Consider the following 24,309-nt stretch of genomic DNA (forward strand, 5'->3'; position numbering starts at 1 on the left):
GTACCCCGATGAAAAACAGATGGCTCCAGATCACGCTGTCCGCGCTGTCCCTCGCGCTGGCCGTGGTCCTCGTCGTTTACCTGCCGCAGATCGTCCATTCGCTGACCGGCAAACCCGTGTCCTGGCACGAGATCGGCAAGCTCTTCGGCACCCTCAGCGTGGGCACGATCGCGCTGATGAGCGCGCTCTGGCTGCTGAGCCTGCTGGCCTACACCTTCGTGCTCACCAACTCGCTGCCGGGCCTCAACAACCTGCAGGCGCTCGCGCTCAACGCGGCGGGCAGCGCGGTGAGCAACCTGCTGCCGTTCGGCGGCGCGGCCGGGGTGGCGCTGACGTTCGGGATGACCAGGGGCTGGGGGTTCGCCAACCGGCCGATCGTGGTGATGACCCTGGTCAGCGGCATCTGGAACACCTTGTTCAGATTCATCCTGCCCGCCGTCGGCATCATCGCGCTGCTGGCGGCCGGCAAGGCGCCCAACCCGACGGTGGCCAAGGCCGGCTGGGTGGGCGCGGTGTCGATCCTGGCGCTCTGCGCGGTGGTGGCCGCCGCCCTCTACTGGGACCGCGCCGCCGCCCTCCTGGGCAAGGGCCTCGACTTCCTCGTACGGCTGCTCAGACTGAAGTTCCACGCCTCCGACGCGCTCAACCGGCTGCGCAAGGACACCGCCGAGATCGTGAAGTCACGGTCGATCGCGCTGTCGCTGGCCATGATCTTCTTCCTGGGCTTCCAGTGGGCGATCATGGTCGTCTGCATGCACGCCACCGGCGCCTATCCGGGGCTGGCCCAGTCGATCGCCGTCTTCGCCCTGTCCCGCGTGCTGACCAGCGCCCTGGTGACACCGAGCGGCGCCGGCATCATGGAGAGCGGCGTGGTGGTGCTGATGACCGGCGCCTTCGGCGTGGCAGCCGCTCCGGCGACCGCGACCGCACTGCTCTTCGGCTTCTGGACTTACACTATCGAGATCCCGTTCGGCGGCCTCGCACTTGGCGCGTGGGCGCTTCTGCGCAGGCGCAACGCCAGGAACGCCGAAGCGGAGCCCCCGTCCGCGATCTCGAAGGCCCCTCAGTGACAATCCCAAACCCAACCGGCGTTAATCAATCACGGCTCTTGTGCGTGATTCGGAAGCCCGCATAGCGTGGCGGCTGACATGGTGGCGTTCCGAGTTCTGGGGCCAGTCGAGGCGTACGAACACGACGACGAACTCGACCTCGGCGGGTTGCGGCAGCGGGCCGTCCTCGCCCGACTTCTCGTGGCCAGAGGTCAGGTCGTGCCGGTTGACACACTCCTTTACGACTTGTGGGATGACGACACGGCCAAGGGAGCCCAGTCGGGGCTCCAGGTTTACATCTCCCGGCTGCGCCGGGTGCTGGAGCCGGGCCGTCCGCGTGGCGGGCCCAACCGCCTGCTGGTGACCGTCGCCTCCGGCTACGCGCTGCGGGTGGCGCCCGACCAGGTCGACGCGCTCAAGTTCGAGCAGTTGGTCAGGGCCGCGGGCGAGCACCTCGAAGAGGGCGATCCGCAGTCGGCCCGCGCCCGCCTGGAGAAGGCGCTCGGCCTGTGGCGCGGCACCCCCTACTCCGACTTCGCCGACCAGCAGTGGGCGGAGGCCGAGGTCAACCGGCTGACCGAGCTGCGGCTGGTGGCGCGCGAGCGGCACGCCGACACCGGGCTGCGCCTCGGCATGCCCGCCGAGACCGTGCCCGACCTGGAGGCGCTCACCACCGAGCACCCGCTGCGCGAGGAGGGCTGGCGGCTCCTCGGCCTCGGCTTCTACCGCTGCGGCCGGCAGGGCGACGCGCTGGCGGCGCTGCGCCGGGCCAGGAGCATCCTGGCCGACGAGCTCGGCATCGACCCGGGGCCCGCGCTGCGCAAGCTGGAGTCCGACATCCTGGCCCAGTCACCCGAGCTGGAGCTGAGCCTCGCGCCGCGCCCGTCCAGGCCCGTGCAGCAGCCCACCGACACCTGGCCGCCCAGGCCCGCCGCCCCGATCGAGCCGCCGCCGCTGGAGCCCGAGCCGTTCGTCGGCCGCGACGCCGAGCTGGCCAGGCTCACCACGGCCGCCGCCCGCACCGGCAGGTTCCAGGTGGCGATCGTCGCGGGCGTCGCGGGCGCGGGCAAGACCACACTGCTGCGCCAGCTCGACGGCAAGCTCACCGGCGACGGCTGGATCACCGCGTCCGGCGCCTGCCCGGACTCCAGCGCGACACCGCCGGGCTGGGCGTGGGTGGAGATCCTGCGCACCCTGGTGGGAGTGACCGGCGCGGGCGAATACGCCCAGTTGCTGGCGCCGCTGCTGGACGACGCCGACCCCGACCCCGACGACGACGAGGTGTCCGGCGGCTTCCGGCTGCACCGGGCGGTCGGCGGCTACCTCGCCGGGGTGGCGCGGCGCGCGCCGGTGCTGCTCACGCTGGAGGACCTCCACTGGGCCGACGACCAGACGCTGGCGCTGCTGCGCGCGCTGCCCAGCCTGCTGGCCACCAGCCGGGTGCTGCTCGTGGTCACGTGCAGGGAGAGCGAGCTCGACGACCGCCAGTCCGACGTGCTGGCCGCGCTCGCCCGGCTCGGCCCGGTCCGGGTGGGGCTGTCCGGCCTCGATCCGAAGGCCGTGGGCGAGCTGGTCAGGGCCACCTGCGTGCGCGAGATCGACGAGGACGCGGTCGAATCCATCGTCGAGCGCACCGGCGGCAACCCGTTCTTCGTGCGCGAGACCGTGCGCCTGCTCGACTCCGAGGCGGCGGCCGACCGGGCCAGCGCGGCCGAAGTGCTGTCGCGGGTGCCCACCGGGGTACGTGACGTGCTGCGGCGGCGCATCTCCCGGCTGCCCGCCGGGGCCCAGCAGATCCTGCTGCAGGCGGCGGTGATCGGCCGTGACGTCGACGTCGACGTGCTGGTCGACGTGGCGGGCGACGAGGACGCCGTGGTGGAGGCGGTCGAGGCGGCGCTGCTGGCCGGGCTGGTGACCGAGCCGGGGCCGGGGCTGCTCAGGTTCGATCACGACCTGGTGCGCGACACGATCTACTCCGACGCGTCGCGGCTGCGCCGCACCCGGCTGCACGCGGCGGTCGCGGCGGTCATCGAGCGGCGCACGCCGTCCGACGTGGCGGCGCTGGCGCACCACTACTTCCTCGCCGACACCGCCGAGAAGGCCGTCCACTACGCCGGGCTGGCCGCCGAGCAGGCCGAGCGCAGGTTCGCGCACCGCGAGGCCGCCACGCTGTGGGAGCAGGCCATCGCGGCCTTCGACCGCGCCGGCGGCGACACCAAGGAGCGGCTGCAGCTCATGCTCCGCCAGATCAGGGCCCTGGCCCTGTGCGGCGACATGACGGCGGCCAGGCTGCTACGCCGCCAGGCCATGGACGCCGCGCTGCCGCTGGGCGACCTGGAGATCACCGCGCGGGTGGCGGCCTCGCTCGCCGTGCCGCACAAGGGCATGGCCCGCGACTTCACCCGCACCGCGTGGGAGATCGTCGACGTCACCGAGAAGGCGCTGATGGAGCTCCCCGAAGGGGAGCAGACGCTGCGCGCGAGCCTGCTCACCACGCTGGCGCTGGAGCTGGAGGGCTCCTCGTCGCCCGAGCGGGGCCGACAGGCGTCGCTGGAGGCGCTGGAGCTGGCCAGGCAGAGCGGCGACCCGACGCTGCTCGCGGCGGCCCTCAGCGGGCGGCTGCGCCAGTCCTACGACATCCCGGCGGTCGACACCCGCGAGAGCATCGGCCGCGAGCTGCTGGAGGTCGCCCAGCGGTCCGGGCAGATGGCCACGCAGGCGCTGGCCCACCTGGTGCTGCTCGAATGCGCGGCGGCGCGCGGCGAGTTCGCCGTCGCCGACGAGCACGCCGCCGCGGCCGACCGGCTGGCCAGACAGTACGACCTGTCGGCCCCGGCGGCCGTCTGCGCCTGGTACGCGGGCCAGCGGTTGATGATCGCCGGCGACTACAGCGGTGCCGAGCGGGCATACGGCGACGCGGCCAGGATGACCCAGCGGGCGGGCATGCTGGAGGGCCGCCAGGACCTGCCGCTGATCACCACGTTCTGCCTGCACCTGGTCGACGGCCGGGCCGCCGAGACGGTCGGGCTGCTCTCCGAGGCCCACCGGCGCGGCGCCAAGTGGACCCTCGACGCCTACGCGCTGGCGCTCGCCTCGGCGGGTCACGTGTCGGACGCCAAGGCCGTGGCCGCCGTACGCCCGCCCGTGCGGCCCGACTTCCTGTACGAGCTGGCGATGACCTGGCGGGCACTGGCCGGGATGCTGCTCGACGACCGCGAACGGATGATCGACTGCTACGACAAGCTCAAGCCGTTCGCGGACCGCATCGCCGGCGCGGGCACCGGCGTCGTGGCCCTCTGGCCGGTGGCGCTGACACTCGGCGACCTGGCGGTGCGGCTGGGCCAGCCGGACGCGTCGCGGGCCCACTACGAGAAGGCGCTGGAGGTGGCCCAGCGGATGGGCGTGCCGCGCTGGGTGGAGGCGGCGCAGCGGTCGGTCAGCAACTCACCTGGAAGCGGTCGCTCTTGACGGTCCTGGCGCCTTCGACGGTGAGCTCGATGCGATACCAGCCGGGGTTGGCCGAGACGCTGGTCCGCCAGTCCACGGCCTGCTCGTCGCCGGCGAAGCCGTCGTAGTCGACGAAGTAGACGTTCCAGGTGTGGGTGTCGGCGCTCCAGCGAGCCAGCCGCCAGCCGTACATGACGGTCCGGTCGGGGTCGGGGTTGACGACCACGCTGCGGGCCACGAACGTCTTGACGCATCCGGCGTCGCCCGGCAGCGCGCTGACGCTGACCTTGCCCGCCTTGGCGGGCTGCGACGTCCGGGTGCTGAGCGAGGAGGTGATGGGCAGTTCGCGGGCCGACAAAGTGACGGTCTGCGCGGGCCGCGGCGCGGAGCTGGCGGTGTCGTAGGCCGAGAAACCGACATAGGCTCCGGTGAAGGCGAGAGCCGCCACGAAGAGCTTGGCCGTGTTGGCCGTGCCGGAGACCAGAACCGCACTGCTTCTCGTTGCCATGATCGACACTCCTTCTTACTCACCTACAGGTGTATGCGAAGGTGGTTGAACCCTGGTTGTCGGCGAGTTGCACCCTGCTGTGGCGGCGGCTTGCCCCTTGAACTAAGGTAAGCCTGACCTAAAACGCGCGACGGGGTGTGGGGGTCCTGATGCGACATCTGGCGATCACCATCGATCCCGTGGGGCCGATCTGGCTCGGAGTCGTGCTGATCATCGCCCTGTTCGGCGCGTTCCAGGCGTACTACTGGATCGGCCGCAAACTGGGCGAGCGACTGTATGACTCACGCATCGGTGTGAAGCTCGGCCGGGATCGGATCGCGAAGGTCGAGGGCGTCGTCGAGAAGTGGGGGGCGTTCGCGGTCTACGGCTGCTTCTGGGTGCCCATGCTCCGGCACACGCTGCCGTGGGTCGCCGGGGCGCTACGCGTCTCGTACCCCTGGTACGTCGTGGCCAGCGCGCTGGGCTGCCTGACCTGGGCGCCCATCTGGTGGTTCGGGCTGACCGCGCTGATCTGGGCCTGGTTCCAGGTCGCCGCCCGGTCACCGATCACGGCGGCGGTCCTGGCCGTGCTGTTCGTCGGCGGGGCGGTCGGGTTCATCGTGTGGCGCAGGAAGAAGCGGGCCGACAAGGCACTGGCCGCCTGACACCGGGGATTTCGCGGCTTGAGTGGGAGTTCGGCATACTTAGCGGTGATCACCTGCGACCATGTCAGGCATGCATATTGGGGGTTTCATCGGCTCCACCGTACTCGCCGTGGTCGTCGGGGTCTCGTTGCCCGCGACTGCCGCGCAGGCGGCGGACGCACCCGTAGTGGCGGCCAAGTCCGCATATGTGATCGATTCGGCGGGAACGATCCACTTCAGCAAGCGCGAGACGCGCCGGGTGCCGGTCGCCAGCCTCGTCAAGGTGATGACGGCCTACGTGGTGCTCCACGAGGCCAAACTGGGTGACACCATTACGATCACCGCGGCCGACGTCAAGCACGCGACCACGAACGACGGCACGACCGCCTCCCTGAAGAAGGGCGAGCGGCTGACGGTCAGGGATCTGCTGTACGGGCTCATGCTCCCGTCGGGGGCCGACGCCGCCAGCGCGCTGGCCAGGACGTACGGACCGGGCAACGCGGCGTTCGTGGCCAAGATGAACGCCGCGGCCCAGCGGCTGCACCTGGCCGACACCCGCTACACCAACGCCGACGGCCTGCCCAACCCCGCCAAGGGCGGTTACTCCACGGCCGTCGACCAGGTCAAGCTGGCGCAGGTGGCGCTCGGCGACTCGACGTTCAGGACGGTCGTCGGGCAGACCGTGCACAAGGTGACCAAGACGGCCGCGCACCGCGCGCACACCTGGCGCAACACCAACAAGCTGCTCAAGCAGGCCGACGGCGTGCTGGGCGTCAAGACCGGCTACACGAGCGCGGCGGGATTCTGTCTGCTGTTCGCGGGAGAGCGCGGCGGCCGGCAGGTGGTGGGCGTACTCCTCGGGGACCAGGACGCGCGCCGCTTCAGCACGGCCGAGAAGCTCCTCGACTACGCGGGCGAGCAGATCGCCGGGAGCTGACCCGGCGACGGCGATGACCTGGCGACCGGCCAGGTCATCGCCGGCCCGTAGCCACTTCCGGCCAGGCGACGGGGTCGAGACGGTCGGCGGTTCTGCGCAGTGTGTGCGCCAGCCGTACCCGGACCCCGGCCTTGTCGGGTGACCGTTTGATCGGCGCCCCCGGGAGCGCCTCCGCCAACCTGTGCCCGTGACCCATCGCGGTCTGGTGCGCGAGGACCTGCATGGCATCCATGTCTTTCCTCCTTAATCAATTAAGACCTTAATCGATTAAGAGGAGTCCGGCAAGGCCGGGCGATACGGTTGGCGCATGGCCAGAGTCACGCTGCAGACGATCGCCGACAGGTTGGGCGTGTCCCGGGCCACGGTCTCCTACGCCTTCTCCCGGCCCGACCAGCTCAGCGACGGGCTACGGCGGCGGATCATGGAGGTGGCCGACGAACTCGGCTACGCCGGGCCCAACCCGACCGCGCGGTCGCTGCGCCTGGGGAGGGCCGGGGCGCTGGGTCTGCTGTTCAGCGAGACCCTCGCGTACGCCTTCGCCGACCCCTACTCCATCGGCTTCTTCCAGGGGCTGGCCACCGCGGCGGAGGACGCGGGCGTGGGGCTGCTGATCCTGCCGTTGCCGCACGGCGACAGGCGGACCGAGACCGTACGCGACGCCGTGGTCGACGCGTTCTGCGTGGTCTCGCTGCCCGACGGGCATCCCGCGCTGGCCGAGGTGCTGGGCAGGAAGCTGCCCGTCGTGGTGGTCGACGAACCGTACGTGCGCGGCCACCCGTTCGTGGGGATCGACGAGCCCGCCGCCGGGGCGGAGGCCGCGCGCCACGTGCTCGGCCTGGGGCACCGGCGCATCGGCGTGGCCATGGTCGGGCTGCACGACGATGGCTACACCGGCTGGGCCGACGTCACCAGGCAGCGGAGTGCGGTGTTCGAGGCCATGCGCGCGCGGCGGAGCGGCTACCAGGCGGCATGCGAGGACGCGGGCATCGCCTGGGCCGACGTGCCGTTCTACGAACTGACCCGCAACTCCCGGGAGGCCGGCAGGAAGGCGGGCCACGCGCTGCTCGGCAGGGACCCGCGGCCCACCGCCATCCTGACGAACACCGACGTGCTGGCGCTCGGCATCCTCGACGCGGCGGCCGACCTGGGGCTCGACGTGCCGCGCGACCTGTCGGTGGTCGGGTTCTCCGACAGCGCCGCCGAGCAGGCCGGCCTCACCACGATCCGGCAGCCCCAGCAGGAGATGGGCGCGGCGGTCGGCCACCTGCTGCTGGCCGGCGCCGGACACGGGCAACCGCCGCCACTCGCCGAGGACGGGCGGCTGCTGTTCGCGCACGAGCTGGTCGTCCGCGGCTCGACCGCCGCACCCGCTCCCTGACCTGACCTGACCTGACCTCGCGTACGGTCGAGCGCCCCTCAGTCCCGAAGGAATCCCTGGTAGCCATTGGCCGCCACTTCGGCGCATATATCCCGATATACGCCGACTCCGCCGACAAACGGCATGAAAACCCGAGGCTTCCCGGGGATGTTCGCCCCCATGTACCAGGAGTTCGCCCGAGGGAACAGCGTCAGCCCCGCGATCTCGTTCACCTGCTCCACCCACGCGTCCTCAGCCAGCGGATCCGCGTCGAGAGCCCGCCCGCCCAGCCGATCCAGGCACTCCGCGATCCAGTCCACATGCTGCTCGATCGAGACGATCATGTTGCTCAGCACCGACGGGCTGCCCGGCCCGGTGATCGTGAACAGGTTGGGGAAGCCGGCGCTCATCAGCCCGAGATAGCTCCTGGGCCCCGCCCGCCATTTCTCCCTCAGCGACAGCCCGCCCTTGCCGCGGATGTCGATGGCCAGCAGCGGCCCGGTCATCGCGTCGAATCCGGTGGCGTACACGATCACGTCCACCGGATGCTCGCGGTCGGCCGTACGCACGCCGCCGGGGGTCAGCTCCCTGATGGGTGCGGTCCTGAGGTCGGCGAGGGTGACGTCCGGGCGGTTGTAGGCGGCGTAGTAGCCCGTGTCGACGCAGACGCGCTTGCTGCCCAAGGGATGGTCGCCGGGGAGAAGCAGATCGGCCACCGCCGGGTCCCGTACAGTGGCGCGGATCTTGCCGCGGACGAAGTCGGCGGCCGTTCTGTTCGCCTCCTCGCTGATCATCAGGTCGGAGAACGCGCCGAGGAAGGCCAGGCCGCCGCGCTCCCACCGCGCCTCGAACTCGCGTCCCCGCTCCTCCTCCGTCACCGCCAGGGCGGAGTCGGGGTTGGGGCTGGTGAAGAGCCCGCTGTGTGAGGTACGGAGCTGGTGACGGAGCTCGTGGTGGTTGGCCTTGAACCACTGGTCGTCCTCCGGCCGCAGCGGCCCGTTGCGCGCGGGGACACTGAAGTTGGGCGTCCGCTGGAACACCGTCACGTGCTCGGCGCTCTCCGCGATGACCGGAATGGACTGGATACCCGACGAACCGGTGCCGATGACCGCCACCCGCCGCCCGGCGAGGTCCACGCCCTCGGCCGGCCACCGTCCCGTGTGGTAGCTCGGCCCCCGGAAGGAACCGGGCAGCCTGGGCAGGTTGGCCGCGGACAGGCAGCCGACGGCGGTGACGAGGTAGCGGGCCGACAATCGTTCGCCACCGTCGGTCTCGACCACCCACGCCCCGGGGGCGTCCCAGGAGGCGGCCGTGACGCGGGTGTTCAGCTCGATGTCGCGGCGCAGGTCGAAGCGGTCGGCGACGTGATCGAGGTAGCGGAGGATCTCGGGCTGCGTGGCGTACCGCTCGGTCCAGGTCCATTCGCGCTGGAGGTCCTCGGCGAAGGAGTAGGAGTACTGGAGGCTCTCGACGTCGCAGCGGGCTCCGGGGTACCGGTTCCAGTACCAGGTGCCGCCGACACCACCGCCCGCCTCCAGGACGCGAGCCGACAGGCCCTGGCCGCGCAGGCGGTGGAGCATGTACAGGCCCGCGAAGCCCGCACCGATGATGATCACGTCGTGGTCGGTCGATCCTGGGGGCATCGCTCCTCCATCGGCGGTCGAGGTGGTCCTCCCCTATAGGAGAACACGGCCGTCAGGCGGACTGCGGAGATCGCGGCGGACCGTCCTAGGGGTATCCCTTGGCCGAGCCCTGAGGCGCCCGGTCCGTCCCTCGATCTACGCTGGGTCCCACCTGCGGCCCGAGGCGCGCATGGCTACTTCCTCCATCGAAGGCGGGGGGCTCGATGGCTCAAGCACCATTCGCCCGAGGAACCCATCGGCAGGTGGGCGATCACTGGCGCGGCAGGCGGCCCGGCTCCGGCGGACAGGGGGCCGTCTGCGAGGTCTGCGACGGGGGCGGCAGCCGAGTGGCATCAAGCCGCTCAGGCTCAGCCGGATGGAAAGGGAGCAGGCCAGGGCCCGTTTCGCCAAAGAGGTAGCCGCCACCCGCCGGGTGGCGGCATTCCGCGTGGGCAGGGTTTCTCACATTCGGAGTGACTGCGGGGTCGTGCCGGTCGGTGGGCGCAGCTTCAGGCGTCCCGGTGGTCCGATCGGTGGCTGGGGTGGCTCGGCCGGAGGACGTCCCGTGGGGGCCGGTGGCTTGTCCGCCGCCGCCAGGCAGCCCCGGCACGGCACCCAGATGAAGCCCGACCACGCCGAGGAGCCGTTCCACGCCGATCCGGTCCACTGCCAGGACCAGGCGGTCGTCGCGTAGTACCGGCTCTCGCCGCAGGCGCCGCCCCAGCCCCATGTCGGCGCGAACGTGAACGAGGACGAACCCGACACCTGCCCGGTGCCGCCGCACTGCACCCAGGTGCCGCCGTCCCAGTAGTAGAGGAGGTTCTCGCTGATGTGGGTGGTGCGCCACCGGCTGCCGTTGCGGTAGGAGAAGTCGTCGCCCCCGGTGTGGACGCCGTCCGGCAGGAATTCCATCCGTGACCGGGTGCCGTGCTCGTAGTTGCCCGTGCTGGAGGTGGCCCAGCCGTAGCTGAAGATCCAGTAGTTGGGCGGTCCCAGTTCCTCGAACTCGGGCTTCCAGATGTAGTCGTCGATGTCCCCGTCATAGCCGCAGATCCAGGTCTCGCCGCTGACGGTGACGATGTCGTCCTGCGCCGTGTCGTCACACTGGTCGCCGGGGTAGTCCGCGTACGCGGCGCCCTGGCCTATGACCAGGGTCGCCGCCACGAGTAAGAACGTCGTGAGCACGTGCCGCCAGCCGCGAAACGGCGCTTTCATAACGTACGCTTCCGCGATTTCTTCATGATCATGCGCACAAAGTAACTTCGGCCCAGGACCCCGTCAAGACGCACCTTACTCATCGTTACCATTAAGCGGAAAATTCACCGCGCATTCCAGTCGATATAAATCCGCGAGTAATCCGGCCGTCGGTCAGGAAGCAGGCGAACCACCCGGCAGACGCACGCCGATCCATTCGCCGACGGCCCAGGAGTCGTCGAGCTCCGTTCCGGTGATGGCTTCGGCCAGGTAGAAGGCGGCTCCTCTCGGATGCTCGCTCCACTCGTGGACGTCCACGCCGAGGCCGTTCGCCCAGTCGCGGATCTCCCGCACCTCCGGGTCGTCAGCCAGGTCGTCCTCGCCGATGTCGTCGGCGTCGAAGTCATGGGTGATGCGGCCCTGGACGGCGTACGTGAGGTAGGTGCCGCGCTCTCCGGCGACGATGTTGAGCGCCTGCCCGCCCTGTGACAGTGCGGCGAGCACCGCGTCGTCGGCGCCGCGGCTGCTCCGCACCTCCAGCACCGTCACCCACCCCGCGACCTCGCGGATGAGCAGGCGCACGCCGACGGGGTCCGACGCGAAGCCGTCTTCGGCCTCATCCTGGACGGTCACCGCGCGGGGATGGGTCAAGTCCTCGCTCCGGGCGTCGAAGGCCTGGACGACCTCCGCCACTGTGGCGCCGGAAATCCAGGTGGCGCACATGAACTCGTCGAGCTGCGCCCAGGAATCACGGGCAGCGTGCATATGTGCTCCTCGATTGATGGTTCTCCGCCATGCTGAATTCGTGATCTTTTACCCCGATACTGGTTCCGCTCGCAAGACGCGGACGGCCGAGGAGGAACCAGGTGGAGGCCAAAGGTCGTACGGCCGAGATCATGATCGCGGAAGCCCGCAAGGCTTTCTGGGTGATGGTCGGGTTTCTCGCCGTCATCTGGCTGCTGCAGATCGTCAACTGGGCCTCGGGCTACGCGCTGAGCTACGACTACGGCGTGCGGGCGTGGGATCCGGCGACCCTGCCGAACATGGTGTCGTCACCATTCCTGCACTGGAGCTGGGAACACATCGAGGCCAACTCGGGGCCGCTGTTCATCTTCGGCTTCCTGTCCGCCTATCGGGGCGTCGCCAAGTTCCTCAGCGTGACGGGACTCATCATCGTGGTCAGCGAACTCGGCGCCTGGTTCACCTCCGATCCACGGGGGGTCGGCGTAGGCGCGAGCGGCGTCGTCTTCGGCTATTTCGGCTACACCCTGGTACGCGGCATATTCGACCGGCATCTGATCGACATCGTCGTGGGCGTGGTCATGGCCCTGTGCTTCGCCTATCAGTTCGCCGGGCTGCTGCCCCAGGAGGGCATCGGGTGGCAGGCCCACCTGTTCGGCTTCCTGGCCGGCGTGGTGGGCGGTTGGCTGTTCCGCGACCGCGGCAGCCGGGCCCGGCCGGCTCCGGCCGCACCGGAACAGAACCCCCGATCCGCGCTGCTGAAGGAACTGGACGACCTCGGACTCTGACCAGGTGTTCAAAGGCAGCCCGCGCGAGCCGGGTAGACCCGTACCGTCTTGGGCTCGCCGCCGCCCTTGGCCGGACAGAGGCGCACGACGCTCGGCGCCGAGTCGTCGCGGTTTCCGTAGTTGTCGAAGGTGATGTTCCCGCTGGCGCCGCCGACCGCCGTGCCGCCGTGGACGAATCCACCGAGCGCGGCGTTGATCCGGGAGGAGACGACCGGCTCCTTCGCGGTGAGTGTGTTGACGGCGCCGGCGACGACGGCCATGCCGTCGAAGCCCGCGATCGCCCACCCGCTGTCCAGATGCGCGGGATCGAAGCCGAGCGCGGCGAACGACTGCCGCAGGACCCTCATTCCTCCTTCTTTCGGCAGCAGGTCGGGGTCGGCCAACGGCGTGTAGATCAGGCGAACGGTCCCATCCACGAACATCGGGGTGCTCAGGGCCGCCACACGCTGCTGCTCGAGATTCGGATCGACCTCCGCGGCCCGCATCCGCCCAGCGTCCGAGGTGCTGAGCACCGTGATGCTGGTGAAGCGGCACTGACCGAGCTCGGACTGGTCCGCGATGCTCTTGAGGAACTGCGGCAAATGGGTGGCCCGCGCGGCGTAGAAGACGCTCACCGGCCCCACGCCGGCGCAGACGCGCTGCGCCGACTGCTTGACGGTCGCCGGGTCCCCCGGGTCGAACTTCACCTCCTGCAGCGGACGCGACTTCGGGTCGAACCTCGCATGTACGAGCGGCAGCGTCGTGCACGTGTACGGGTCGTCCATGGTGATCGGCGTCATGATGAAGGTGAGCGTTCTCCTACCCGGCCCCAGGTATTTGGCGAGCTGCTCGATCTGAACCGCGTTGCGGTAGGAGACCCGGTAGAAATAGCCCAGGCCGATGCCGTCCTTGTAGGTATGTGATGGGTCGCAGCGCCCGTAGTCGGGCCTGTCCTGCTGCGAGCCGTTCGCATCGAAGCCTTCGGCCGTGATCACGTTGCCGACCATGGGGATCTTGCGCTGCGCCAGCACCTGGGCGGCGTCCGCCGTCTCCTGCCGGCTCAGCCCCATGCCGGTCACGGCGACGACGCCCTCGTCGGCGAGCAGCTCGGCCACCCTGGTCGCCGCCTGTTCGCCGGCGCCCATCTGGGCCACCCGCAGCTTTATCGGATGCACGCACTCGGCCTTGTTCCCGTTGGCGTTCGCCTGCTCCGCGACAATGCCTTCGAGCTGGTGCAACGCCTGGCCGCCGCTCTCGGCCGACGTCAGGGTCAGCAGCGCGCCGACCCACACCGCCTCGGCACCCGAAGCGCACGAGCCGTCCTTGGCCGCCTCGTTCTGCCGCGCGACCTTGCTCATCACATCCGTCAGCTCGCGGCGGTCGAAAGCGTACGGCCCCGCGGTGAGGCCAACGCATTCACCCTCCTGCTTCCATACGCCGTACAGCGGCTGCCACCCGCAGGAGAACCGGTCCGACAGCCACGGAACGCCCTTCACCACGCCTGGGATGAGGACACCGAAGGCCATGACGGCGCCGAGCGGGCGCCACCAGTGCCACCACTCCCTCGGGAACCGCTCGCGATTCGGCCAGATCCGCCATAGGTAAGTGCGGGTGCTCATGGTTGTCGGCTCCAGTCGGCGGATCCCGGGCGAGGACGGAGTGCCGCGGTCAGGCGAGGGCATCGGCGAGCTTCTGGTAACTCTGGGCGCGTTTGAGAAAGGAAAGCGGATCCACGTCGGAGAGCCGCCTGCACTCCTCGGCGGCGATGATGTAGCGGCCGCGGCACAGCCCCCGGTCACTGAGCAGGGGGTCGGCGAGCTGCCGCAGAGCGGTGACGAGCTGGGAGACCGCCGCGCAGCGCGGCTCCGTCGTCACATGCGCGGAAGCGGGTCGCGGTCGGAGATCGGGCGTGGCGACAATCCGATCGAGGCAGTCGAGCCACTCGATGCCCGAGACCTTGTCCAGCAGACTCAGCAGCTCGGCGACGACGGTCTCGCGGTTGCCCAGGGCCAGCTCGTGATGGAGTCTGCCGCGGATGTCCTGATCCGGCGTGTGGTCACGGAGCCGTTCGAAGACTCTGGTCCAGCAGGCCTGGTGGCTGTCCGGGCGCGCGGCCAGTTCGCGCAGCAGCAGAAAGCGGACGAACGGCGCCATCGCCCATGGACCCTCCTCAGCTGAGGAGATGGGCCACAGCGACGGTGAGACGAGCAGGATGGGCTCGCCCTGGACCGTGTTGTGCAGGAGCGGTGTCAGGCACTGCGCCTCATCGTTGTCCCGCGCCCCGGCCAGCGTGATCAGAGCCCCTCTGAGATGCTCGTCGAGGCGCCGCCGCGGGCTCAGATCCACCGTGATCTTGTTGATCAGGTAGGCGTCCATCGTCTGTTCCAGGTCCGGCAGGCGCTCCGAGAGCACCCGTCCCAGGTCGTCGATGAGTTCCGGATCGTCCCGGAGCCGGGCGAGCACGAGGTCCGTGGCCTCGGCATGCCCGCCGGTGAGCCGCCGGACGGCGCTGGTGATGGTGCCGGTGCCGAGAGAAGAGGGCCACCAGGTGAGATCCGCCTCCACGATGTGCTCGATGGCGTCGGTGGTGATGCCCTCGAGGAGCACGCGCAGCCACGGCCCGGACTTGTCGAGGTCGTCGGCGGACAGGCGGGTCAGCGCGGACTCGGGCCACTGCGCCGCCCGGCCGGACAGGCCGACCGCGTCCGCCAGTGTGTACCCTCCGCTGGCGGTGATCACGGTCAGGGGATCTCGGGGCACCTGGTGACGTGCCAGCTTGTTGCGTACTTTGACCAGGGTCTTCACGAACTGGGTGGCCGAGGGGACGTCGCCGTTGTCGAGCAGCACGACCGCGCGAGAGGGATGGTTGACCGCGCGGTCGAAGCTGTCGCGCAGGTCGGCCAGCAGCGCGGCCATCAACAGGCTGTCGACGTTTTCCCGCACACCGACGTTCCGCACCGCGGCCTGCAGACTGAGCCGGACCAGCGCGTGTTCGGGGTCGTGGCAGAAGCCCTGGTCCTGGTGCTCGAACCAGGCCAACGCCTCCCGCCAGAGCAGCCTCGACCGCAGGCCCGACCTGCTCAGCCGCCCGGTCATCTCCTCGATGGTCCTGTCCAGGCCGGCGGCGTCGAGGCCGAGAGACCCTCCGGCCAGCGACAGCAGCCGGCGCAGCAGCGTGGTCACCAGGCTCGGGTCCTGGTAGTCGTTGATCCGCTGCCGCATGACGCTGGTGCTCTTCTTCGGATCGGCGTCTTCGATCGGTCCCGACATCGCGATGTGGGCCAGCACGCCCCGGGGGAAGGAGACCTGATAGCCGGGGGCCTCGGCGGTGAGGCCGAGCATGACGGCGGTCAGCACGGATCGCATGGAGTCGGAGTCGTCGCCCCTGACCAGCGGGTCCACCTTCACGATCGGGGTCTTCTTCGCCCATCGCCGCCACGTGTCGTCCAGCACGCGAGTGCGACCGGAGCCACCGACGCCTTCCAGGATCACAGTCGGGCGAGCGGCGTCCCGTCTGACCTGTGAGCCGCCCGCCACCTGGATGAACTGATCGATCAACGAAACCAGGCTCGACCGTACGGGGACATCCATGCGCGTCTCCTGTCCGAACCCACGACGGTGATGGACCTTTAATTCTGCGACAAACTCCAGAATGGATCTCGCAAATACAGCAACAAAGAAAAGCCGCCCGTTTTGCAGCGGCCCGTAGTGATTTATCGGGATATATAGAAAAGGCAGCTCACGCCGCTTTTAGTCCCCTTGTTAGCATTCTGGCGGGACACGTCCGCCAGGCGGACAAGATCATCACCGAGTGTCCCGCTGGAGGGGAGAGACCGCCCTGGCGTCCGCTTTGGAACGTTACATAGTGATATGAAAAGTAAAGCGAGGGTTGACCGTAGATGACTGGTAGTAGATAACGGTAACGGCACGGGCACGAAATCCGACCCTCGGAGACGCCGATGACGAGTGTCGACAGCCCCGCGATGGTCGGACGTGAAGCAGCGTTGCGAGCGCTCCTCGACGCGATCACCCGACCGCCCGCTGTGGCCCTGGTGGAGGGCGAGGCGGGGATCGGCAAGACCCGGCTGGTGCGGGCCGCCATCGACGTCCTGCGCGACGGCGGGCGCACCGTGCTGCTCGGCCACTGCCACCAGCTCAGGGAGCCCTTCCCGTACGGCCCGGTGCTCGACGCGCTGCGCCACGTCGCCGCCGCCCTGCCCGCGGCCGAGGCGCTCAACCCGGTCACCGGGGCGCTGCGCGGCTACCTCCCCGAGCTGGCCGGGCACCTGCCGCCGTCGCCACCACCTCCGCCGGTCGACGACCCGCGAGCCGAGCGGCACCGCCTGTTCCGCGCGGTCCACGCGCTGCTGGACGCCGCGGCGCCCGCCGTACTGGTGGTCGAGGACCTGCACTGGGCCGATGACGGCACCCGGGACCTGCTGCGGTTCCTCACCCACCAACCGCCCGAGGGCCTGGCGCTGGTGATGACCTTCCGGCGGGAGGACCTGCCCGTGCCCGGGCTGCCGCTGGGCCACGCCTACCGGCATCCGCCGGGCGCCAACAGCCTGGTGATCTCCCTCAAGCCGCTGGACGTCGAGGCCGTCAGAACCCTGACCAGCACGCTGCTCGGCCGCTCCCAAGTGACGGAGGACTTCGCCGCCAGGCTGCGCGAACGGACCGCCGGCGTCCCGTTCCTCATCGAGGAGGTCGTCCGCTCGCTGCTCGACGGCGACGGCCAGTTCCCCGGCGGCGTGGAGGAGCCGGAGTCGCTCGACCACATCGCGGTGCCGCTGCTGCTCCGCGAGGCGATGGCGGAGCAACTCGCCGGCCTGTCGCCGCCCGCGCTGCACGCGGTGCACGCCGCCGCCGTGCTCAAGGTGCCCGCCGACGAACGGCTGATCGCCGCCGTCTCCGGCGCCGTCGCCCCCACCGGGGCGGGCCTGCTCGAGGTGCTCAAGGCGGGCGTCCTGCTGGAGCACCCCGACGGCCAGTACGGGTTCCGCCACGCGCTCGCCCAGCAGGCCGTCTACGACGCGATCCCCGGCCCCGACCGGCAGCTCACCCACAGGCGGGCCATGGCGGCGCTCACCGCGCTCGACCCGCCGCCACTCGTACAGCTCGCCTACCATGCCAGATGCGCGGGCGAGTACGAGGCGTGGCGGCAGCACGGCGGCGCCGCCGCGGACCAGGCGGCGGCCCTGGGCGACGTCCCGCTCGCGGTCGAGCTGCTGGAAGGCATGCTGGCCGATCCCAAGCTGCCACGCGAGGCCCGCGGTCCGCTGGCCCTCCAGCTCAGCCGGCTCGCGGCGATCGGGCTCTCCCATCGGCGCGCGGTGCGGATGCTACGACACCTGCTGTCGGACGACTTCCTGTCCAGGGAGGTCCGCGGCGAGGCCAGGCTGAACCTGGGCGTACTGCTGGCCAACCAGGCGGGCGCCATCGCGGAGGGACGCCAGGAGGTCCTCGCCGCGCTCCCCGACCTGGAGGACAGGCCCGGCATCGCCGCCAGGGGGCTGGCCCTGCTGGCGATGCCTGCCTACGGCGCCGAGCCGATCGCCACGCACAAGAAGTGGATGGACCAGGCCGAGAGCCTCCTCGTCAGCGTCGCCGACGAGAACCCCGAACTGACCGCCACGGTGCACGCCAACAAGGTCACCTTCGCCATGCTCGTGGGCTCGCCCGACGCCTTCGCGCTGGCCGGCACGCTGCCCGTGAACGACCCGTCGGCAGCGGTACGCAGGCAGGTCGCGCGCGCCTACTCCAACCTGTGCGACGCGGCGACCGCGCTCGGCCACTACGGCCCGGCCGACCGGTTCGCGGGCGAGGGCAGGCGGATCGCCGAGGAGACCGGCGCGCTGTACCCCGCGTACCTGGTGGAGGTGTCGTCGATCAAGCTCGACTGGCTGACCGGGCGCTGGGACGGCCTTCGGGAGCGGGCGGCCGCGGTGGTCGAGGTGACCCCCGAGGCGCCGCTGCTCGCTGTGGACGCCCAGCTGGTTCTCGGCATGCTGGCGCTGGCCAGGGGCGAATGGGAGGAGGCGGAGGAGCGCCTGGCGGCAGCCGGTCCGCGCGAGCTGGACTCGGCCTTCCTCCCGGTGGCCGCCGCCGCCTCCGGCGGGCTGGTCGAGCTGCACCTGATCCGCGGCTCCGTGGACGCCGCACTGGCGGAAGCGGACAGCGCGGTCACCAGGCTCCGGCGCAAAGGCGTGTGGGTGTGGGGCGAGCAGGTAGTGCCGGCGGCCGTCACCGCGCTGCTCAAGGCGGGGCGCTCCGACCAGGCCGCCGAGCTGGTGGCCGAGTTCGCCGCGGGCATCGAGGGCACGGACGCGCCGGCCGCCGAGGCGGCGCTGGAGTCGGCGCACGGAGCGCTGGCCGGGGCGGAGGGCCGGTTCGAGGAGGCCGCCCGCCGCCATGGCCAGGCCCACGCCGCTTACGAGGCGATGCGGAGGCCGTACGGGGCGGCACGGGAGGCCGAAGCCGAGGCGGGCGCGCGGCTCGAACTCGACGACGGGGAGGCCGCCGCGGAGATCATCGCCCGCGCGGGCGAGCGGTACACCGCGCTCGGCGCCACCCACGACGCCGCTCGCTGCCGCCATCTGCTGCGGGAGATCGGCGCGGGCAGCCCGATGCACGAAGGCAGGAAGGCCCGCGGGGGCAGGAAGGCTCGCGGGGTGCTGTCGCCGAGGGAGAGCGAGGTGGCCAGGCTGGTCGCGCTCGGCCAGACCAACAGGGAGATCGCCGTGGTGCTGTTCCTGTCGCGCCGCACGGTGGACACGCACGTGGCGCGGGTGCTGCAGAAACTCGGCGTCCGCACCCGCTACGAGGTGTGTCCGCCGCCATGAGCGAAGCCCCGGCCGGAGGACCGGCCGGGGCTGTGTGCCGCTGTGTGTCAGAGGGTGATGCTCCAGGTGTTCAGGTAGCCGGTGTCACCCGCGTAGACGTCGCTGACTTCGAGCACCCAGGTGCCCGCCGCCTGCTGGCTCACCGGGACCGAGTACGTCCTGGTGCCGTACGAGGTGCAGCTGGTGCCGCCGTACCTGTCGACCGCGTACCACGTGCCGTTCGGCCCGCGGAGCCAGATGTCGAGATCCTCCGCGCAGGTGTGGACGATGGTGACCGACAGCTGGACCGGCGAGACCGCCGAGCCCGTCGCCGTGGAGGTGATCGAGCTCCGTATCGTGCTGTAGTCGCTGATGGTGTAGTCGGTGCCGTTGGTGAACGTCCTGCCGCCCGAGGTACCCGTCACCGTGAGCGCGTAGGTCGTGGTGTGCGTCGCCGTCACACCGGTGCCGGTCACGGTCACGTTGTACGAGCCGGCGGGCGTGGTCGCCGCGGTCGAGATCGTCAGGGTGGACGAACCGCCCGAGGTCACCGAGGCCGGGTTGAAGGTGGCCGAAGCGCCCGTGGGGAGGCCGCTCGCGGTCAGGTTCACGGCCTGCGCGGTGCCTGCCGTCGTGGTGGTGCCGATCGTGGTGGTGGCCGCGGACCCGGCCGTCACCGTGCCGGACGCCGGGCTGGCCGAGATCGAGAAGTCACGGGTCGCGGTGCCGACCTGGAGGGTGAAGGTCGCGGTGTGCGTGAGCGACCCCGTGCCGGTGACGGTGATCTGGTAGCTGCCCTGCGCCGTCGAGGAGCCGACGGACAAGGTCAGGGTGGAGGAGTTGCCGGAGGTGACCGACGAGGGGCTGAAGCCGGCGGTGACGCCGCTGGGCAGCCCGGACGCGGTCAGGTTGACCGTCTGGGCGCTGCCGGACGTGGTCTGGGTGCTGACCGTGGACGTCACCGACCCCCCAGGCTGGGCGCTGCCGGTCGACGGGGAGAGTGAGAGCGAGAAATCGTTGGTGGCCGTGCCACAGGCGGGCTCGCCCGTCGCCGCCGCCACGCTCACCGCGCTCCACGCCGCCTTGGTGGTGTTGCACTCGGCGCTGTTGGCGCCGAACAGCTCGATCGCGGCCGCGACCGATGCCGCGCGGGCGTTGGTGTAGCGCCAGGTCGAGGTCTTGCGGTTCAGGGCTCCCATGTAGATCTGGCCGGCCTTCTGCACGCCGACACCGGTCACCGACGACGGACCGCCGGAGCAGATCGGGCTGGTCGGCTTGCCGCCGCCGGGGTTGTTGCCCTCGGCCAGCAGGTAGAACCAGTGGTTCAGCGGACCGGCCGCCGCGTGCACCTCGGTGCTGGGGATCGAGGAGGAGTAGCAGTTCGGGTCGCCGAGCGCGCTCGGGTTGTACATGTTGCGGATCGGCCCGTCGCCGACGAGGTCCACCTCTTCGCCGACCAGGTAGTCCGGCGGGTCGTTCGGGTTGTTGGCGTAGGCCTCGGTGAGGGCGCCGAAGATGTCACCGGTGCCCTCGTTGATGCCGCCGTTCTCGTTGCCGGAACCTGCGCCACCGGGCGTGGTCTGGAAGATGGCGTGCCCGAACTCGTGCGCCACCACGTCGATGTTGCTGGCCTGCCGGGCGTTGTCCTGGCTGTGGCCGAAGTTGGTGTAGCTGCCGTTCCAGTAGGCGTTGACGTCGGCCAGGCCGACGCGCGCGGGGAAGCCCCGGCCGCTGCCGTTGATGCCGTTGCGGCCGAGCCAGGCACCCAGCATGTCCCACTCGCGCTGGACGGAGTAGAGCGCGTCGACGCAGGCCGTCTCCAGGTTGGTGCCCGAGGCGTTGCCCCACGCGTCGTCGGTGCCGGTGTAGGCGGTGCCGCCCTGCCCGCCGCACTGGATGCCGGGCCTGGTCGTGTCGGTCATCGAGTACGAGCTGCCGGAGCCGCTCGTGTTGATGGTGACCTGCCCGTAGTAGTAGCCGTTGCCGCTGCCCTCGCGCACCTGGTCGTAGGAGTCGGCGATCTTGCCGGTGCGGGCGTCCACGAACACGTGCTGAATGCTCGGCCGGCCCTTGACCAGGCCGCTGACGACGGCCTCCCAGGTCAGCGCGGGCTTGTCGCCCCAGGTGAGCACCACCAGGCGCGGGGCGGCGGAGTCGTCGACGCGCGAGAGCCGGGTCTTCGCCACCTCGGTGGCCTTCTCCGCGCTGATCCTGGCCTGGGTCTGCACGTCCGGGCTGCTCGGTCCGGCCGCCGCGACGGTGTCGCGCACGTGGCCCGCCGAGTCGGTGACGACGACCGCGTCCCCGCCGATCACCGGCAGGCCCTTGTAGGTGCGCTCGTAGCCGACGAAGAACATGTCGCTGGTGCCGCGGGTGACCGACACGCGGCTGTACGCCTCGTCAGGTCCCTTGGCCAGTTTGTCGAGCCCGCTGGAGACGGCCTTGTCGGCGACCGCCGCCGCGAGCGAGGCCGGGTCGGCCGCCGCTCGTACCTGCGCGCTGGAGTTGTCCTTGCTGGCTCCGGGTGGGGCAGCGTTCGCGGGAGGAACGAAGACAGACATCGACGCGGCCGTGGCGAGTCCCACGGCCGCGGCGGCTAAGGCGGTGCGTTTCACGCGTCGTGCTCCTTTCGGCATTTCCCGGGCGCCACGACGTGCGCGCACGCCGACCACCACGCCGCAGGGATCGCCTGGGCCACGGAGCCGACCGGGAAAAGGGGGGTGGGTGAGCATGCCGTTTCACCTTGCTGCCGCCAGACGCTAGGCGCTGCGCTCGGGCCTGCAAATCCGTATGTGCATCAGTAGGCATACCGATGTTTTCGGAACGCGCTGGTCACGGACCCCCGGGGAGGAGCGGCGGCCGTCAGGCTCCGTCGGCGCGCGTCAAGCTGTGGCAGGCGATCGCGGCGGCGGCCACCACGTTGAGGGAGTCCACCCCGGCGGCCATGGCCGCCGGGCTCATCGGGATGCACACCGACTCGTCCGCTTCGCGCATCCAGCGGGACGACAGACCATCACCTTCGGAGCCGAGGAGCAAGGCCACCCGCTCCCCCATCTTCACCTTGTCTATGGGGGTCACGCGCTGATCGGGCGTCAGCGCCAGCAGGGTGTAACCCGCCGTACGGATCCGCTCCAGGCCGCCGTACCAGTCGTCCATCCGCCCGTACGGGATGGAGAAGACCGCCCCCATCGAGACCTTCACCGACCGCCGGTACAGCGGATCGGCGCACCGGGGCGACAACACGATCCCCTCCACCCCCAGGGCGGCCGCGCACCTGAAGATCGCGCCCACGTTCGAGTGGTCCACGAGGTCCTCCAGGACCACGACGCGTGACGTGCCCGCCAGCACCTCCTCCACCGGCGGCAGTGGCAGGCGCTCCATCGACGCCAGCGCCCCCCGATGCACCTGGAACCCGGCGACGCCCAGCATGGTCTCGTCGCTCACCACGTACACCGTCGCGTCCCCGAGTACGTCCGCCAGTGGCTCCAGCCAGCGGGGAGTCGTCAGCACCGATCTGATCGGGTAGCCGGCGGCGATCGCGCGTCTGATCACCTTCTCGCCCTCGGCCACGAACAGGCCGCGCTCCGCCTCCAGGCTCTTGCGCAGGTCCACGTCCCTGAGCCGGGTGTAGTCGGTCAGGCGTGGGTCGGCGGCGTCGGTTACGTAGTCAGGCACCTTCAGATACTGCCACGACGCGCATGACCTGCCAGACCACCGCATAGCAGGTGAGCACCAGGCAGAGGCCGACCAAGGTGCCCGCGCCCACCTTGGTGACGACGCTCGCCAGGCCGAGACGGGGGTTGGGCTCGTCGACCAGGGGCCAGAGGAAGGCGCCCGCGACGGTGCCGACCGTACACAGCACGAGGACCGCCCGCCGTAGCGCCGAGTGGATCCGCAGCCGGGCGGGAACGGTCGCGGCGGACATCCGGGTGAGGCCGCGCCAGGCCCACCACACGACGATGGCCAGGCCGATCACCGAGGAGGTGTACTGGAGCAGGCGGAACAGCCGCACCACCCCGAACACCGACACCGAGAGCCAGGAACCCCACTCCTCCGGACCGGTGGAGTGGGTGAAGGAGTCCCACAGGACGTGGGAGGCGGCGCCGATCACGGCGCCGGACACGACGGACGGCAGGTCACGGAGGCGCGGCGGGCGCAGGGTCGCGGCCCGGCCCGCGAGGGCGGGCGGGAGCAGGGAGATCAGCGGTTCGCGGAAGAGCAGGTGGAACAGGCCCAGCAGGATGAGGACGGCGGCCAGGTCGATGGTGATGACGCCGTGGTAGGAGTGCCAGTCGCTGTAGTCGGGCAGGAACGGCAGGAAGATCGGGAGGTCGGGAACCATCGCCCCGATCGCCAGTGCCCACGGGTTCGCCAGGCGGCGGAGCAGGGGCGACGACATCAGCGGGAGCACCGCTGCCATGTGACTGGGCGTGAACGGCACCGGCTCCGACCCCTCCCCCGTGGCTGATCTTCGTAGATTACCTCGCGAACCTTGAACAAGCTTTGCCCGCAACCCTTAAAGTCACGATTAGTAATGGGTAGCTTACGTATCGCTGTCGACGGCCGGGAGTCGGGATTCGGGGGTTCGAGGTGCCTGAACAGCGAATTCACGCTCATCCGGCCGCGTCAGCCGACTGGCTGCGTGCTGCGCGCGTGGCTCGCTCGCTCTCGGTGGGCACTCTCGTCTGGCTGGCGGTGGAGAGCTCGCTCGGCCTGGCCGCGGGGCTGTCGGCGCATTCGGTGGCGCTGATCGGCTGGGGACTGTCGGCTCTCGTGGAGGCGGCGGCGAGCCTGATCGTCGTCTGGCGCTTCACCGGCTCGCGCACGCTGTCGCCGAGCGCGGAGCGCAGGGCGGGACGGGCGGTGGCGGTGAGTTTCTGGCTACTGGCGCCCTATCTGGTGATCCACGTCGCCCATGATCTCGATGCCGGCCACCGGGCCGTGCCGACCGTGCTGGGCATCGTGGTGACGGCGTTCAGCTTGGTCAGCATGCCTGTGCTGGGGCTGGCCAAGCGGCGGCTCGGTCGGCGGCTCGGGTCCGCCGCGACCTCCGGAGAGGGCACCCAGAACCTCATCTGCGCCGCGATGGCGGCGGGAGTTCTGACCGGGTTGTGGCTGAACACGCTCGGCTGGTGGTGGGTCGATCCAGTGGTGGCGGTGGCGCTGGCGGGAGTCGCAGCAAGGGAGGGAACTCGGGCCTGGCGTGGTCACTCATGCTGCCATTGACCGTCACACCAGGTAAT

18 protein-coding genes are annotated in these 24,309 nt (G+C 70.4%); 8 read left to right on the forward strand and 10 right to left on the reverse strand.

All coding sequences use genetic code 11. From position 1 onward, the window contains the following. Nucleotides 1-8 precede the first annotated feature (8 nt). Both AB0B91_RS21990 and AB0B91_RS21995 read left to right on the forward strand, forming a co-directional pair. Complete coding sequence (locus AB0B91_RS21990) at nucleotides 9-1,070, forward strand: lysylphosphatidylglycerol synthase domain-containing protein (RefSeq protein WP_358322396.1); 1,062 nt, start codon at nucleotides 9-11, stop codon at nucleotides 1,068-1,070. A gap of 66 nt (nucleotides 1,071-1,136) precedes the next feature. Continuing rightward, the gene (locus tag AB0B91_RS21995; protein ID WP_358322399.1) at nucleotides 1,137-4,517 is read left to right on the forward strand and encodes a BTAD domain-containing putative transcriptional regulator; all 3,381 of its coding nucleotides are present in this window, start codon (nucleotides 1,137-1,139) and stop codon (nucleotides 4,515-4,517) included. Here the strand turns inward: AB0B91_RS21995 and AB0B91_RS22000 are convergent. Next, nucleotides 4,486-5,004, reverse strand: a complete 519-nt coding sequence (locus tag AB0B91_RS22000; RefSeq protein WP_358322402.1) for a hypothetical protein — start codon at nucleotides 5,002-5,004, stop codon at nucleotides 4,486-4,488. The two genes, AB0B91_RS21995 and AB0B91_RS22000, sit on opposite strands and share 32 nt — an antisense overlap. Nucleotides 5,005-5,153: 149 nt before the next feature. Here AB0B91_RS22000 and AB0B91_RS22005 point away from each other — a divergent pair, with 149 nt between their 5' ends. Both AB0B91_RS22005 and AB0B91_RS22010 read left to right on the forward strand, forming a co-directional pair. Continuing rightward, nucleotides 5,154-5,648, forward strand: coding sequence for a VTT domain-containing protein (locus AB0B91_RS22005; RefSeq protein ID WP_358322405.1), 495 nt, complete (start codon nucleotides 5,154-5,156; stop codon nucleotides 5,646-5,648). A 70-nt stretch (nucleotides 5,649-5,718) separates the two neighbouring features. Beyond that, nucleotides 5,719-6,564: a serine hydrolase gene (locus AB0B91_RS22010; RefSeq protein ID WP_358322408.1), complete on the forward strand. Its 846-nt coding sequence runs from the start codon at nucleotides 5,719-5,721 to the stop codon at nucleotides 6,562-6,564. Between the two features lie 34 nt (nucleotides 6,565-6,598). On the opposite strand, the gene AB0B91_RS22015 is transcribed toward AB0B91_RS22010, so the two are convergent. Further along, the gene (locus AB0B91_RS22015; protein ID WP_358322410.1) at nucleotides 6,599-6,796 is read right to left on the reverse strand and encodes a hypothetical protein; all 198 of its coding nucleotides are present in this window, start codon (nucleotides 6,794-6,796) and stop codon (nucleotides 6,599-6,601) included. 75 nt (nucleotides 6,797-6,871) lie between these two features. Here AB0B91_RS22015 and AB0B91_RS22020 point away from each other — a divergent pair, with 75 nt between their 5' ends. Further along, nucleotides 6,872-7,942 (forward strand): LacI family DNA-binding transcriptional regulator, encoded by a 1,071-nt coding sequence (locus tag AB0B91_RS22020; RefSeq protein ID WP_358322413.1) that lies wholly within the window; start codon nucleotides 6,872-6,874, stop codon nucleotides 7,940-7,942. A 38-nt stretch (nucleotides 7,943-7,980) separates the two neighbouring features. Here AB0B91_RS22020 and AB0B91_RS22025 read toward each other — a convergent pair whose 3' ends face one another. The 3 genes from AB0B91_RS22025 to AB0B91_RS22035 form a co-directional block, all read right to left on the reverse strand. Further along, nucleotides 7,981-9,564: an NAD(P)/FAD-dependent oxidoreductase gene (locus tag AB0B91_RS22025; protein ID WP_358322416.1), complete on the reverse strand. Its 1,584-nt coding sequence runs from the start codon at nucleotides 9,562-9,564 to the stop codon at nucleotides 7,981-7,983. 441 nt (nucleotides 9,565-10,005) lie between these two features. Next, on the reverse strand, nucleotides 10,006-10,758 hold the full coding sequence (locus AB0B91_RS22030; protein WP_358322419.1) for a hypothetical protein: 753 nt from the start codon (nucleotides 10,756-10,758) through the stop codon (nucleotides 10,006-10,008). 153 nt (nucleotides 10,759-10,911) lie between these two features. Next, entirely contained in the window at nucleotides 10,912-11,502 is a 591-nt protein-coding gene (locus AB0B91_RS22035; RefSeq protein ID WP_358322422.1) for a DUF6461 domain-containing protein, read from the reverse strand. Nucleotides 11,503-11,603: 101 nt separating this feature from the next. Here AB0B91_RS22035 and AB0B91_RS22040 point away from each other — a divergent pair, with 101 nt between their 5' ends. Continuing rightward, complete coding sequence (locus AB0B91_RS22040) at nucleotides 11,604-12,266, forward strand: rhomboid family intramembrane serine protease (protein ID WP_358322424.1); 663 nt, start codon at nucleotides 11,604-11,606, stop codon at nucleotides 12,264-12,266. Nucleotides 12,267-12,274: 8 nt separating this feature from the next. On the opposite strand, the gene AB0B91_RS22045 is transcribed toward AB0B91_RS22040, so the two are convergent. Together AB0B91_RS22045 and AB0B91_RS22050 are read right to left on the reverse strand one after the other, a co-directional pair. Then, on the reverse strand, nucleotides 12,275-13,864 hold the full coding sequence (locus AB0B91_RS22045; protein WP_358322427.1) for a hypothetical protein: 1,590 nt from the start codon (nucleotides 13,862-13,864) through the stop codon (nucleotides 12,275-12,277). A 49-nt stretch (nucleotides 13,865-13,913) separates the two neighbouring features. After that, on the reverse strand, nucleotides 13,914-15,803 hold the full coding sequence (locus tag AB0B91_RS22050) for a hypothetical protein (protein ID WP_358322430.1): 1,890 nt from the start codon (nucleotides 15,801-15,803) through the stop codon (nucleotides 13,914-13,916). A gap of 401 nt (nucleotides 15,804-16,204) precedes the next feature. On the opposite strand from AB0B91_RS22050, the gene AB0B91_RS22055 reads away from it, so the two are divergent. Further along, on the forward strand, nucleotides 16,205-19,087 hold the full coding sequence (locus tag AB0B91_RS22055) for an AAA family ATPase (protein WP_358322433.1): 2,883 nt from the start codon (nucleotides 16,205-16,207) through the stop codon (nucleotides 19,085-19,087). Nucleotides 19,088-19,134: 47 nt separating this feature from the next. Here AB0B91_RS22055 and AB0B91_RS22060 read toward each other — a convergent pair whose 3' ends face one another. The 3 genes from AB0B91_RS22060 to AB0B91_RS22070 all read right to left on the reverse strand — a co-directional run bounded on the left by AB0B91_RS22060 (nucleotide 19,135) and on the right by AB0B91_RS22070 (nucleotide 23,507). Beyond that, nucleotides 19,135-21,681, reverse strand: coding sequence for a M4 family metallopeptidase (locus AB0B91_RS22060; RefSeq protein WP_358322436.1), 2,547 nt, complete (start codon nucleotides 21,679-21,681; stop codon nucleotides 19,135-19,137). Between the two features lie 247 nt (nucleotides 21,682-21,928). Continuing rightward, entirely contained in the window at nucleotides 21,929-22,786 is an 858-nt protein-coding gene (locus AB0B91_RS22065; RefSeq protein WP_358322439.1) for an RNA methyltransferase, read from the reverse strand. Beyond that, complete coding sequence (locus tag AB0B91_RS22070; RefSeq protein WP_358322442.1) at nucleotides 22,734-23,507, reverse strand: DUF4184 family protein; 774 nt, start codon at nucleotides 23,505-23,507, stop codon at nucleotides 22,734-22,736. Before AB0B91_RS22070 ends, AB0B91_RS22065 begins: the two co-directional genes overlap by 53 nt. Before the next feature lie 212 nt (nucleotides 23,508-23,719). Between AB0B91_RS22070 and AB0B91_RS22075 the strand changes: the two genes are divergently transcribed. Continuing rightward, nucleotides 23,720-24,292 carry a cation transporter gene (locus AB0B91_RS22075; RefSeq protein WP_358322444.1) on the forward strand — a complete coding sequence of 191 codons (573 nt, stop codon included), beginning with the start codon at nucleotides 23,720-23,722 and terminating at the stop codon, nucleotides 24,290-24,292. The last annotated feature ends 17 nt before the right edge of the window (nucleotides 24,293-24,309 follow it).

The organism is Nonomuraea sp. NPDC049141, from assembly GCF_040648415.1.
Lineage (GTDB): Bacteria > Actinomycetota > Actinomycetes > Streptosporangiales > Streptosporangiaceae > Nonomuraea.

Coding starts and splice junctions, on each gene's coding strand:
- AB0B91_RS21990 (WP_358322396.1), top strand. CDS start 9: ATGAAAAACAGATGGCTCCAGATCACGCTGTCCGCGCTGTCCCTCGCG.
- AB0B91_RS22000 (WP_358322402.1), bottom strand. CDS start 5,004: ATGGCAACGAGAAGCAGTGCGGTTCTGGTCTCCGGCACGGCCAACACG.
- AB0B91_RS22005 (WP_358322405.1), top strand. CDS start 5,154: ATGCGACATCTGGCGATCACCATCGATCCCGTGGGGCCGATCTGGCTC.
- AB0B91_RS22010 (WP_358322408.1), top strand. CDS start 5,719: ATGCATATTGGGGGTTTCATCGGCTCCACCGTACTCGCCGTGGTCGTC.
- AB0B91_RS22015 (WP_358322410.1), bottom strand. CDS start 6,796: ATGGATGCCATGCAGGTCCTCGCGCACCAGACCGCGATGGGTCACGGG.
- AB0B91_RS22020 (WP_358322413.1), top strand. CDS start 6,872: ATGGCCAGAGTCACGCTGCAGACGATCGCCGACAGGTTGGGCGTGTCC.
- AB0B91_RS22025 (WP_358322416.1), bottom strand. CDS start 9,564: ATGCCCCCAGGATCGACCGACCACGACGTGATCATCATCGGTGCGGGC.
- AB0B91_RS22030 (WP_358322419.1), bottom strand. CDS start 10,758: ATGAAAGCGCCGTTTCGCGGCTGGCGGCACGTGCTCACGACGTTCTTA.
- AB0B91_RS22035 (WP_358322422.1), bottom strand. CDS start 11,502: ATGCACGCTGCCCGTGATTCCTGGGCGCAGCTCGACGAGTTCATGTGC.
- AB0B91_RS22045 (WP_358322427.1), bottom strand. CDS start 13,864: ATGAGCACCCGCACTTACCTATGGCGGATCTGGCCGAATCGCGAGCGG.
- AB0B91_RS22055 (WP_358322433.1), top strand. CDS start 16,205: ATGACGAGTGTCGACAGCCCCGCGATGGTCGGACGTGAAGCAGCGTTG.
- AB0B91_RS22065 (WP_358322439.1), bottom strand. CDS start 22,786: ATGCGGTGGTCTGGCAGGTCATGCGCGTCGTGGCAGTATCTGAAGGTG.